This window comes from Kitasatospora sp. NBC_01250, assembly GCF_036226465.1.
Taxonomy (GTDB): Bacteria; Actinomycetota; Actinomycetes; order Streptomycetales; family Streptomycetaceae; genus Kitasatospora.
The window spans coordinates 6,115,480-6,127,340 of the sequence record NZ_CP108476.1 but is presented as its reverse complement, the minus strand read 5'-3'; the positions used below and the strand labels follow the sequence as shown (position 1 = coordinate 6,127,340).

Genomic DNA, 11,861 nt, shown 5'->3' with positions numbered 1-11,861 from the left:
AAGACGAACGGGCCCGGACGCACAGCGGCGTCCGGGCCCGTTACCGGGGGTCTGGCAGGATCAGGCCTGCTCGGTGCCCTCGTCCTCGACAGCGGCGGCGGCCTCGGACTCGGCGGCCTCGACCGTCTCGTCCTCCTCGTCGAAGTCGATGACCTTGCCGGTGGTGTCGGTGACCTTGGCGGCCTCGACGACCAGCGCCAGCGCCTTGCCGCGGGCGACCTCACCGACGAGCAGCGAGACCTGGTTGCCCTGGACGACCTGCTGGGCGAACTGGTCCGGGGTCAGGCCGGAGCCGGCGGCGCGGCGGATCAGGTGCTCGGTGAGCTCCTCCTGGTTCACGCCCACCTCCTCCTTGGCCACGATCTCGTCCAGCACGAACTGGGTCTTGATGCCCTTCTTCGCCTGGTCCTCGGTCTCCTGGTCGAACTCCTCGCGGGTCTTGCCCTGCGCGGCGAGGTAGCCCTCGAGGTTCTGGCCGATCGGCTCCAGCTGGTGGTGCTCGAGGTTGTGCTTGCGGGTCTCGACCTCGTCCGCGAGCAGCTTGGCCGGGTACTCGATCTCGATCTTCTCGAGCAGAGCGTCCAGCACGCGCTCCTGGGCCTGGGTGGCCTGGTCGAACTCCTTCATCCGCTCAAGGCGCTTGCGCGAGTCACCGCGCAGCTCCTCCAGGGTGTCGAACTCGCTGGCCAGCTGGGCGAACTCGTCGTCCAGCGCGGGCAGCTCCTTCTCCTGGACAGTGGTGACCGTGACGGTCACCTCGGAGCTCTTGCCGGCCTGGGTGCCGCCCTTGAGCTCGGTGTCGAAGGTCTTCGACTCGCCGGCGGACAGGCCGATGACGGCCTCGTCGATGCCGTCGAGCAGACGACCGGAGCCGATCTCGTAGCTCACGCCGGTGGCGGTGCCGTCCTCGGGGACCTCACCGTCGACCTTGGCCTCGAGGTCGATCACCACGATGTCACCGGCAGCGGCGGCGCGCTCGACGTCCTTGACCGAGGAGAAGCGCTCGCGCAGCTGCTCCAGGGACTTCTCGATGTCCTCGTCGGTGACCTCGATCGGGTCGACCTCGACGGAGATCTCGGAGAACTCCGGCAGGGTGATCTCCGGACGGATGTCGACCTCGGCGGTGAAGGTCAGACCGGCGGCGGCCAGGTCCTCCACGCCCTTGATGTCGGTGATGTCGGGCTGGCCGAGGACCTCGATCTTGCCCTCGTCGACGGCCTGCGTGTAGAAGCGCGGCAGCGCGTCGTTCACGGCCTCCTCGAGAACCGCGGCACGGCCGAAGCGCTGGTCGATGACCCGGGCCGGAATCTTGCCCTTGCGGAAGCCGGGAACCGTGACCTGCTGGTTGATCTTCTTGTACGCCGCGTCGAGGCTGGGCTTGAGCTCCTCGAAGGGCACCTCGACGGTGAGTCGAACCCGGGTCGGGTTCAGAGTCTCGACGGCGCTCTTCACGGTTGGGTCTCCTATGGGGCTTGCGGTCGGCTTGTCTGCATCCGGACCGTGCCCTCACGGGCCGCGGGCCGGGCAGACGGGTGATGAGCCACCTGGTGCGGCATCTCCCGTATGGGGTGGACGGCGAGCGGCCCGTCCCCGGCTGGTTCGCGCGGGAAGGGGCGGTGGCTCTTCCGCCAGCGGCCCATCCTACCGGTACCACAAAGCCACATCGCAGATGGCCGTGATCGATGGCCCTGATCGAGACCATGAGCAGTGATGGTCGGGGTGACCGGATTCGAACCGACGGCCTTCCGCTCCCAAAGCGGACGCGCTACCAAACTGCGCCACACCCCGCACTTCGCGAGAGGAAGCGTACACGCCGAGCCTGCTCCGCTCGGCGATATTCCGGGTGGTGGGCACGGGGCGAGTGGCGCTGCGGATGTCACGTGCGCGCGGGCCGCCCGACCAGGTACGCTGATCCCCGTCCACCTCGGCCAGTCGGCCGGGTGCGGACGCGTATGCGGGCGTAGCTCAATGGTAGAGCCCTAGTCTTCCAAACTAGTCACGCGAGTTCGATTCTCGTCGCCCGCTCCGACCCAAAGGCCCCGGCTTTCGCGAGCCGGGGCCTTTGGCATGCCCGGGCAGGCATGCCCGGGTGCGACTCAGGAGGAGGGCGGGTGGACGCCGAGCAGCGGCTGGCGGTCATACAGCGCGGCGTGGTGCGGGAAATGGCGCGTTACGGGCGGGAGTTCACCGTGGACGGCACCCTGGTGCACGGCCCGGACGGCACCGCCGTGGCGTTGCGCGAGCACCCGGGCCAGGGCGGCGGCCACGTCGACCTGGGCTTCGTGCTGCACCTGGGCAGCGCCGAGGCGCCGGTGCTCTGGGACTGCACGGCGGGCCTGGGCACCACGGAGGAGGAGAAGCTCGACAGCGCGGTGCGGATGTGGGCCTCGACCACGGCCGCCGCGGTGGTCGAGTTCCTGGAGCGGCAGGGTCGGCACGGCGACCACCTGCAGTTGCCGGCGCTGCCGGGCTGGCAGGCGGTGCAGGGCCCGGCCACCGTCTTCGGCTTCCGGAGCGCGCAGTTGTCCGGCTGGCTGGGCGAGCGGGAGCTGCTGGCCGAGCTCGCGCCGTCGCTGGCCGGGGAGTTGACCGACGAGCGGCTCAACGGCGTGAAGCTTTTCTTCGGCGGCCGGGCCGGCGACGAGGTCGCCGAGGTCCGGGTGAACGGCACCGTGGCGCACGAGGCCTCCCGGGTGCTGGGCAGCCTGGACTGGCCGCGCGCCGAACGGTTCTGCTGGGCGCGGCTGTTCGTCCTGCTGGCAGCCGACGGGCAGGAGGACGCGGTGGGCCGCCCGGCCGAGGACCCGCTGCTGTTGCCGGAGGCATACCCGCGGGCGCACGCCCCGGCCGCCGCCGGCCTGGTGGCACGGCGGCGTGCGGCGATCGGCCGTTGGTGGCGGGCCAGGCGCGCCGGGAGTTGACCCGCCGACCCGTCCGCCCGGTCTGCCCGTTCGGCTCCGGACGGCTGCCCGGGCGTCAGGTCCCGATGTTGGAGAGCGTCTTGGCCACCTGGCTCAGGAAGTCCTGAATCGGCTTGGCGGCGGTGGACTGGTTCAGCATGAACCCGAACAGCGCGGCGAGGATCGCGTGCGGCACCTTGATCTGCTTGTTGCGGATGAAGATGATGAGAATGATGCCGAACAGGACCAGCGCGGAGACGGAGAGTGCCACCCGGACTCACTTCCTCGTGTCGTGGCGGAACGGACCCCGGCCTGTCCGACGGTCCCGAGACGCAACCCGCCGCCACCTCCGTTCCCCCGAGATCCGGCCAGTCCCGCCCCGACTCAGTGTGGTCGACCGTGCCGACTGCGTAAAGGACTTGCCGCTGACCCGTGGCCAACATTCTGCGATGTGAGACGAGTTTCCGCCGGACGAGACGATAGCCCACCGAAGTTGACGGAGCGTCGGTGCCCTCTCCCGACTGGGCCGTTCGTCCACCGAACACCCGCCGGCCGGGCCGAACCGAATTGGCCGAAGATCACCGTTGATCGTTGACAGCACCGCCGCCGCTGCTCCCGCCCGCGCAGCCGTGCGGCGGTCCGGATTCGGCTGGTTCACGCCCGCCAGAGCAGCAGCACGGCCCGGTCGTCGTTGATGTCCTTGGCCACCGTCTCGATCAGCCGCACCGCCGCGCCCACGGTCCCGCTGCCCAACTGACCGCCGGCCACCAGCCGGTCGGCCTCCCCCATCAGCCGGTCCATGCCCTCGGACAGGTCCCGCCCCGGCGCCTCGACCATGCCGTCGGTGCACAGCATCAGCACGTCGCCCGGGCCGAGGCGGCCGCGCACGCCCTCGAACTTGGCGCCGTCGTAGAGGCCGAGCAACGGCCCCTCGGTGGCCTCCTTGACCTCCCAGCGCCCGGCCCCGGCCAGCCGCTGCATGCCCGGCAGGTGGCCGGCGGAGAGCAGTTCGTACTCCCCGGAGTCCAGGTCCAGGGCCAGGTGGACGGCGCTGGCGAAGCCCTCGTCCCAGTCCTGGCGCAGCAGGTAGCCGTTGGCGGCGGGCAGGAACTCGTGCGGGGGCAGCGACCCGAGCAGGCCGCCGAAGGCGCCGGAGAGCAGCAGCGCCCGTGAGCCGGCGTCCATGCCCTTGCCCGAGACGTCGGCCAGCACCACCTCAAGCATCCGCCGCCCGGCGCCGGTGCGGGCCGCGACGACGAAGTCGCCGGAGAAGGACTGGCCGCCCGCGGGGCGCAGCGCCATGTCCGCGTGCCAGCCGTCGGGCAGGTTCGGCAGCCGGCTCTGCACCTTGAGCCGCTCGCGCAGGTCGAAGAGCATCGAGCCGCCGCCGCGCCAGGGCACGCCGACCCGGCTGCGGAACTGGGCCAGCAGCAGCCCGGCCACCCCGACCGCGCCGACCACCAGGGCCGCGCCGGGCGTGACGCCGAAGACGTAGGCGTCGGGGTGCCGGCTGGCCGCCCGCTCGCCGGTGTGGATCACCGACTCGGTGGACAGGCCCAGCGCGGCGGTGGCGTAGAGCAGCACCAGCGAGACCGGCCGCAGCAGCAGCGCACCGACGAGGATCGGCAGCACCAGCGCGGTCGGCGGGACCCAGGCCGGGATCCAGACGTTGAACGCGACCAGCAGCGGGACCAGCAGGAGCAGCACCGCGAAGGCGAGCCAGTCGGCGGCGTCGCCGCGGAAGTAGTCCACCCCGGTCCGGCGCAGGGTGCGGCGGGCCCGGTAGAGGCGCTTGCGCAACCGGGCCGTCAGCGGGTCCGCGGCCGTGGTCGCGGCGGTCCCCGTCGCACTCGTCTGGGGCGATGTGCCCGGCGTGGTGCCAGCCATGGGGCTTGACCCTATCCAGCGTTGACGGCCCACGTCGACGGGCGGTCGGCCACGAGCTGCGCGGGCGCTCGATTTCGGCTGCCCAGGCGCTTGCTTTCGGCCGGGAGGTGAGCCCGCGCGGGGGCTCACCCCGGTGGCAAGCGAGGCGGCCAAGGGCGCATTGCCGCACTGTGCGCCGGGGCGTGCGGGTCTCCGCCAGCGCGCCGTCCGAGAATCGGCTCGCCCCGTCCGGGCCCGGGTGATAGCTGTGGCATATGACACAGCCTGCCGACGCCCACGAAGCGCTCAGCCTGCGACCGCTCGCCCCGGCCGACTGGGATGCCTGGTACGACGCGCTGGAGGTGGCCTTCGGCGAGACCGAGTCGCCCGAGCGCCGGGCGCTGTGGCGGGCGCTGACCGAGGTGGACCGCTCGCTCGGGGTCTGGGACGGCAGCACGGCGGTCGGCTCGGCCGGCGCCTTCTCGTTCCGGATGGCGGTGCCGGGCGGCGCGCTGCTGCCCACGGCCGGGGTCACCATGGTCGGCGTACTGCCCACCCACCGCCGGCGCGGGGTGCTCACCGCGCTGATGCGCCACCAGCTGGACGAGGTGCACGAGCGCGGCGAGTCGCTCGCGGCGCTGACCGCCTCGCAGCCGGCGATCTACGGCCGGTACGGCTACGGCCTGGCCACCTGGCAGCTCGCGGTGCGGATCGACCGGGCCCGGGTGCGGGTGGAGCGCGCCGAGGCGAAGGACGACCGGATCCGGCTGCGGCTGACCGACCCGGCGCGCTCCTCGGCGGCCTGCGAGCGGCTGTACGCCCGGCGGGTGCCGCTGCGCCCGGGGATGCTGGCCCGCGGTCCCGGCTGGGAGCGGGTGGCGCTGTTGGACGCCCCGTCCGAGCGGGAGGGGCACACCGCGCTGCAGTGCGTGCTGGCCGAGGACCGGCGGGACGGCGAACTGCTCGGCTACGCGCGCTATTCGGTGCGCGCGGCCTGGCAGCACGCGGGGCCGGCCGGGCAGGTGCGGGTGCGCGAGGTCACCGCCGCCGTCCCGGAGGCGGCGGCCGCGCTCTGGGGCTACCTGCTGGATCTCGACCTGACCGAGACGGTGGAGGCGGCGAACCTGCCGGTGGACGACCCGCTGCTGCACCTGGCCTCCGACCCGCGCCGGCTCAGCTCCCAGCTCTCGGACTCGCTCTTCGTGCGCCTGGTGGAGGTCGGCGACGCGCTCGGCTCGCGGCAGTACTCGGCACCGGTGGACGTGGTGCTGGCGGTCGCGGACGAGTTCTGCCCGTGGAACGCCGGGCACTGGCGGCTGCGCAGTGCCGGGCGGCAGGCCGGGGCGGTCTGCGAGCCGACCGACGCACCGGCGGATCTGGCGCTCTCGGTGCGGGAGTTGGGCTCGGCCTATCTGGGCGGCCGGACGCTGGCGGCGCTGGCCGCGGCCGGCCTGGTGCGCGAGCTGCGCCCCGGCGCGCTGGCCGAGGCGTCCGCGGCCTTCGCCTGGGACGTGGCGCCCTGGCTGCCGCACGGGTTCTGACGACCCGTGCGGCAGGCGGGGCAGCGGCTCAGCCCTGCGGGTGCCCCTCGGGAATGGGCGGCAGCTCGCCGGTGACCTCGTAGCGGGTCAGCATCTCGATCCGGCGGGTGTGCCGCTCCTCGTTGCTGTACGGGGTGCTGAGGAAGACCTCGACGAAGCGGGTCGCCTCGGCCTCGGTGTGCATCCGGCCGCCGACGCTGATCACGTTGGCGTTGTTGTGCTCGCGGCCGAGCGCGGCGGTCTGCTCGCTCCAGGCCAGCACGGCGCGCACGCCCTTGACCTTGTTGGCGGCGATCTGCTCGCCGTTGCCCGAGCCGCCGATCACGACGCCGAGCGCCTCGGGGTCGGCCGCGGTGCGCTCGGCGGCGCGCAGGCAGAACGGCGGGTAGTCGTCCACCGCGTCGTAGATGTGCGGGCCGCAGTCGACCGGCTCGTGGCCGGCCTCCTTGAGCCACGCGACAAGGTGGTTCTTCAGTTCGAATCCGGCATGGTCGGAACCCAGGTACACGCGCATGGGGAGAAGTCTGGCATGCGCGTGCCCCCGGGGCGCCGAAGGGCGGGTACGACGTCAGGTCCGCACCCGCGGGTCAGGAGCGGCGCCCGCCCAGCAGCCGCCAGCCCAGCGGCAGCGCGCCCATCGCCAGCAGCACCTTCAGGCCGTCGCCCAGCAGGTAGGGGTAGAGGCCCAGGTCGGCGGCCCTGGCCAGGGACACGTGCAGCGAGGCGGCCAGCGCCCACCGCGTAGATCGCCAGGTTGCCCAGCACCATCACCCCGGCCACCCGCAGCGGCGTGCGGTCGCCGCCGCGCCGGGCCAGCAGACCGGTGAGGGCGGCGGCCAGCACGAACCCGAGGACGTAGCCCAGGGTCGGCAGCACCCAGCCCGAGCTGTGCTCGGCGAACCAGGGCAGCCCCGAGGCGCCGGCCAGCAGGTAGAGGGCGAGCGAGGCCGCGCCGCGCCGGGCACCGAGCGCGGTGCCGACCAGCAGCGCGGCGAAGGTCTGGCCGGTGACCGGCACCGGCGAGCCCGGCACCGGCAGCGAGAGCTGGGCGGCCAGCCCGGTCAGCGCGGCACCGCCGGCCACCAGGCCCAGCTCGCGCAGGGCGGCGCCGAGCCGGCTGTCGGCGGCGGGCAGCAGGTCGGCCAGCACGGCGCGGGACGGTATCGCGGTGGCGAGGGCCATCGGGGACTCCTTCGTCAGTGGTCGTCGTCGTAGTCGAACGGTTCCTCAGCGGAACGGCTGTACGAACGTATCCCATCACTGTGCGTCACCATTCGTTCCGGATGGTGAGCCCTTCGGGAAGCTCCTTGGCGCCGACCCCCCTCCAACCGGATAGTGAGATGGGTAGTCCGGTTACCGAACGTCTGGATCGCTCGATGCCCACTCCCACCGCCCCGCCGGCGGCCCCCACCGCCCCCGCGGCGACGGCCCCCGCCGGCAGTCCGCAGCTGAGCCACGGCCTGAAGCAGCGTCACCTCTCGATGATCGCGCTCGGCGGCGTGATCGGGGCGGGGCTCTTCGTGGGCTCCGGCGCCGGCATCGCCGCCGCCGGGCCCGCGGTGATCCTCGCCTTCACCCTCTCCGGCCTCCTGGTCATGCTGATCATGCGGATGCTCGGCGAGATGTCGGCCGCCCACCCGGCCTCCGGCTCCTTCTCGGTGCACGCCGAGCGGGAGATCGGCCCCTGGGCCGGGGTCACCGCCGGCTGGATGTACTGGGTGATGCTCTGCTGCGGGGTGGCCGCCGAGGCCACCGCGGCCGGCTCGATCATGAACTCCTGGCTGCCCTCGGTGCCCGGCTGGGCCTGGGTCGGCGTCTTCATGGCCTTCTTCTGCGCCAGCAACCTGACCGCGGTGAAGAACTTCGGCGAGTTCGAGTTCTGGTTCGCCGCGATCAAGATCGCCGCCATCGTGGCCTTCCTGGTGCTCGGCGTGCTCGGCGTCTGCGGTGTGCTGGGCGGCGGTGCGCCCGGCGCGAGCAACCTGACCGGGCACGGCGGCTTCCTGCCCAACGGCGGTAGCGGCCTGGTCGCGGGCCTGCTCGCCTCGGTCTTCGCCTACGGCGGCCTGGAGACGGTGACCATCGCGGCGGCCGAGTCCGACGACCCGCGGCGCAACGTGGCCAACGCGGTGCGCACCGCGGTGTGGCGGATCGCGATCTTCTACATCGGTTCGATGGCCCTGGTGGTCACCCTGGTGCCGTGGAACGACCCCGACGTGGTCAAGCTGGGCCCGTACGTGACGGTGCTGCAGTTCCTGCACGTGCCCGGCGCCGCCCAGGTGATGCAGGGCGTGGTGCTGATCGCGCTGCTGAGCGCGATGAACGCGAACATCTACGGCTCCTCCCGGATGGCCTTCTCGCTGGTCTCGCGCGGCCAGGGCCCGCGCGCACTGGCGAAGGTGAGCGGCGGCGTGCCGCGGCTGGCGGTGCTGGCCTCCTGCGCCTTCGGCTTCGCCGCCGTGCTGGCCGGCTACTGGTGGCCCGACACCGTCTTCAGCTGGCTGATGAACACCACCGGCGTGGCGATCCTGGTGGTCTGGGTCTTCATCGCGGTGGCCCAGCTGCGGATGCGCAAGCGGCTGGAGCGCGAGAGCCCCGAGCTGCTGACGGTGCGGATGTGGGGCTACCCCTACCTGACCTGGATCGCGCTCGCTGCGGTGGTCGGGGTGCTGGCGCTGATGACCACCACGCCCGCCGACCGCGCCCAGCTGTACGCGGCCGGGGTGCTGGTGGCGGTGCTCAGCGGTGCGGGCTACTTGCGCCAGCGCCGGGTGGCCGCGCGCGCCTGACGAGGGCTCCGGGAGCGGGTCCGGGACGCGCAGAACCGGCCGGACCCGCCCGCGCGGGCGCGTGAAAGGATGCCCCGGGGCAGGACCTGCCCCGCCACCTGCACAGCACCGTGCGAGCCGGACAAAGGAGTACCGCAGTGCCGGGCAAGAACCTCAGCCGGGACGAAGCGCACGCGCGCGCCGGCATCCTCAGCGTGGACGGCTACGAGGTTCGCCTCGACGTCAGCGGCGCACCGGACGTCGCCAACGCGACCTTCCGTTCCCTCACCACGATCCGCTTCCGCTGCGCCGAACCGGGCGCCGGCAGCTTCGCCGACCTGCTCGCGCCGAACGTGCGCGCCGTCACCCTCAACGGCCGCGCGCTCGACCCGGCCGTGGTCTTCGACGGTGCCCGGGTGGCGCTGGACGACCTGGCGGCCGAGAACCTGCTGGTGGTGGACGCCGACTGTGCCTACAGCCGCACCGGCGAAGGCCTGCACCGGTTCACCGACCCGGCCGACGGCGAGACCTACCTCTACACCCACTACGAGCCCGCCGAGGCCCGCCGGGTGTTCGCCAACTTCGAGCAGCCCGACCTCAAGGCGCCCTACCTCTTCACCGTGACCGCCCCGGCGGGGTGGGACGTCTACGCGAACGCCGCCGAGCGCGAGGTCACGGAGCACGAGAGCGCCGAGGGCAGCGTCAGGACCTGGCACTTCCTTCCGACCAAGCCGATCTCCACCTACCTGACCGCGGTGGTGGCCGGCCCGTACCACGTGGCGCGCGACCACTGGAGCCGTGAACTGGCCGACGGCAGCACCCTGGAGATCCCGCTCGCGGCCACCTGCCGCAAGTCGCTGGCGCCGTACTTCGACGCCGAGGAGATCTTCACGGTCACCAAGCAGGGCCTGGACTTCTTCCACGACGAGTTCGACTACCCGTACCCGTTCGGCAAGTACGACCAGTGCTTCGTGCCGGAGTACAACATCGGCGCGATGGAGAACCCGGGCTGCGTGACCTTCCGCGAGGACTTCGTGTTCCGCTCCAAGGTCACCGAGGCCGCCTACGAGGGCCGGGCCAACGTCATCCTGCACGAGATGGCGCACATGTGGTTCGGCGACCTGGTCACCATGAAGTGGTGGGACGACCTGTGGCTGAAGGAGTCCTTCGCGGACTTCATGGGCTCCTTCGCGGCGCACGAGGCCACCAAGTACCAGGCCGCCTGGGTGACCTTCGCCAACCAGCGCAAGGCCTGGGCCTACCGCCAGGACCAGTACCCGACGACCCACCCGATCACCGCGGACATCCGCGACGTCGAGGACGCCAAGCTCAACTTCGACGGCATCACCTACGCCAAGGGCGCCTCCGTCCTCAAGCAGCTGGTCGCCTACGCCGGACGGGAGGCGTTCTTCGAGGGCGCCCGGCGCTACTTCCAGGAGCACGCCTTCGGCAACACCGTGCTGGGCGACCTGCTCAAGGTGCTGGCCGTCACCTCGGGCCGCGGCGAGCAGGCGATGGCCGAGTGGTCCAGCGCCTGGCTGCAGACCGCGGGCGTCAACGCGCTCACCCCGCAGCTGACCGTGGACGCCGAGGGCCGGATCACCGAGCTGGCCGTGCTCCAGGACGGCACGACGCTGCGCCCGCACCGGATCGCCGTCGGCCTCTACGACCGCGAGCCGGACGGCACCCTGCTGCGCACCGCACGGGTCGAGCTGGACATCACCGAGGCCCGCACCGTGGTGGCGGAGCTGGCCGGCCGGCCGCGCCCGGCGCTGGTCCTGGTCAACGACGACGACCTGACCTACTGCAAGATCCGCTTCGACGCGGACTCGCTGGCCACGCTGCGCGGCTCGCTCGGCGACATCCAGGACACCCTCGCGCGCGCGCTGGCCTGGTCGGCCTGCTGGAACCTGACCCGGGACGCGCTGCTGCCGGCCCGCGACTACCTGGACCTGGTGCTGCGCTTCGCCGGCCGCGAGTCGGACATCGGAGTGCTGCAGACGCTGCACGCCCAGGCCAAGGGCGCCCTCGACCTCTTCGTCGACCCCGGCCACCGCGCCGAGAGCGCACGGCAGTTGGCCGACTGCGCGGTGCGCGAGCTGCGTGCCTCCGCGCCCGGCAGCGACCACCAGCTCGCCTGGGCCCGGTTCGTGGCGACCACCGCGCAGGACGAGGAGCAGCTGGCCCTGCTGGAGGGCCTGCTGGCCGGCACCGCCCGGATCGACGGGCTGGAGGTGGACCAGGACCTGCGCTGGTCGCTGTGGATCGCGCTGGCCGCCGCGGGGCGGGCCGACGCCGGGCAGCTGGCCGCCGAGCTGCGGCGGGACAACACCGCCAGCGGCAACCAGAAGGCCACCCAGGCGCTGGCCGCCCGGCCGCTGCCCGAGGCCAAGGCCGCGGCCTGGTCGGCGGTGGTCGACGACGACTCGCTGCCCAACGCGATGGTCAGCGCGCAGACCGCCGGCTTCGCCCAGGCCGGGCAGCGCGAGCTGATCGCGCCGTACGCGGCGCGGTACTTCGAGCTGCTGGAGACCATCTGGGCCGAGCGCAGCATCGAGATCGCGATGCGCTTCGTGGGGGGCTTCTTCCCGCGGCTGCAGACCGACGACGCCACGCTCGCCGCCACCGACACCTGGCTGGCGGACCACCAGGACGCGGCGCCGGCGCTGCGCCGGCTGGTGCTGGAGTCCCGCGACGAACTCGCCCGCGCGCTGCGCACGCAGGCCGCCGACCGGGTCTGACGAGGTCAACGCCGAGCGGCCCGCTCCCCTGCTGGGGGGCGGGCC

At 72.6% G+C, this 11,861-nt stretch carries 8 protein-coding genes, 2 tRNA genes and 1 pseudogene; 5 read left to right on the top strand and 6 right to left on the bottom strand.

All coding sequences use genetic code 11. The features are described from left to right. Window positions 1-60 precede the first annotated feature (60 nt). Together tig and OG500_RS25835 are read right to left on the bottom strand one after the other, a co-directional pair. Window positions 61-1,452: a trigger factor gene (gene tig / locus OG500_RS25840; protein ID WP_327069203.1), complete on the bottom strand. Its 1,392-nt coding sequence runs from the start codon at window positions 1,450-1,452 to the stop codon at window positions 61-63. A 259-nt stretch (window positions 1,453-1,711) separates the two neighbouring features. Then, window positions 1,712-1,788: transfer RNA gene (locus tag OG500_RS25835), tRNA-Pro, on the bottom strand. Between the two features lie 166 nt (window positions 1,789-1,954). Here OG500_RS25835 and OG500_RS25830 point away from each other — a divergent pair. Both OG500_RS25830 and OG500_RS25825 read left to right on the top strand, forming a co-directional pair. Then, window positions 1,955-2,025: transfer RNA gene (locus OG500_RS25830), tRNA-Gly, on the top strand. A gap of 86 nt (window positions 2,026-2,111) precedes the next feature. Further along, entirely contained in the window at window positions 2,112-2,921 is an 810-nt protein-coding gene (locus OG500_RS25825) for a DUF6348 family protein (protein WP_329583723.1), read from the top strand. Between the two features lie 55 nt (window positions 2,922-2,976). On the opposite strand, the gene OG500_RS25820 is transcribed toward OG500_RS25825, so the two are convergent. Both OG500_RS25820 and OG500_RS25815 read right to left on the bottom strand, forming a co-directional pair. Then, complete coding sequence (locus tag OG500_RS25820) at window positions 2,977-3,171, bottom strand: hypothetical protein (protein WP_327069201.1); 195 nt, start codon at window positions 3,169-3,171, stop codon at window positions 2,977-2,979. A 383-nt stretch (window positions 3,172-3,554) separates the two neighbouring features. After that, the gene (locus OG500_RS25815) at window positions 3,555-4,787 is read right to left on the bottom strand and encodes a PP2C family protein-serine/threonine phosphatase (RefSeq protein WP_327069200.1); all 1,233 of its coding nucleotides are present in this window, start codon (window positions 4,785-4,787) and stop codon (window positions 3,555-3,557) included. Between the two features lie 254 nt (window positions 4,788-5,041). Here OG500_RS25815 and OG500_RS25810 point away from each other — a divergent pair, with 254 nt between their 5' ends. After that, window positions 5,042-6,307, top strand: a complete 1,266-nt coding sequence (locus OG500_RS25810) for a GNAT family N-acetyltransferase (protein WP_327069199.1) — start codon at window positions 5,042-5,044, stop codon at window positions 6,305-6,307. Between the two features lie 28 nt (window positions 6,308-6,335). Here OG500_RS25810 and OG500_RS25805 read toward each other — a convergent pair whose 3' ends face one another. After that, window positions 6,336-6,821, bottom strand: coding sequence for a ribose-5-phosphate isomerase (locus tag OG500_RS25805; RefSeq protein ID WP_327069198.1), 486 nt, complete (start codon window positions 6,819-6,821; stop codon window positions 6,336-6,338). A gap of 73 nt (window positions 6,822-6,894) precedes the next feature. Continuing rightward, window positions 6,895-7,489, bottom strand: a pseudogene (locus OG500_RS25800) (biotin transporter BioY). A 194-nt stretch (window positions 7,490-7,683) separates the two neighbouring features. Between OG500_RS25800 and OG500_RS25795 the strand changes: the two are divergent. Together OG500_RS25795 and pepN are read left to right on the top strand one after the other, a co-directional pair. After that, entirely contained in the window at window positions 7,684-9,096 is a 1,413-nt protein-coding gene (locus OG500_RS25795) for an amino acid permease (protein WP_442907060.1), read from the top strand. Window positions 9,097-9,233: 137 nt separating this feature from the next. Then, window positions 9,234-11,816, top strand: coding sequence for an aminopeptidase N (gene pepN, locus OG500_RS25790; protein WP_329583718.1), 2,583 nt, complete (start codon window positions 9,234-9,236; stop codon window positions 11,814-11,816). Window positions 11,817-11,861 lie beyond the last annotated feature (45 nt).

Coding starts and splice junctions, on each gene's coding strand:
- OG500_RS25815 (WP_327069200.1), bottom strand. CDS start 4,787: ATGGCTGGCACCACGCCGGGCACATCGCCCCAGACGAGTGCGACGGGG.
- OG500_RS25810 (WP_327069199.1), top strand. CDS start 5,042: ATGACACAGCCTGCCGACGCCCACGAAGCGCTCAGCCTGCGACCGCTC.
- OG500_RS25805 (WP_327069198.1), bottom strand. CDS start 6,821: ATGCGCGTGTACCTGGGTTCCGACCATGCCGGATTCGAACTGAAGAAC.
- OG500_RS25795 (WP_442907060.1), top strand. CDS start 7,684: ATGCCCACTCCCACCGCCCCGCCGGCGGCCCCCACCGCCCCCGCGGCG.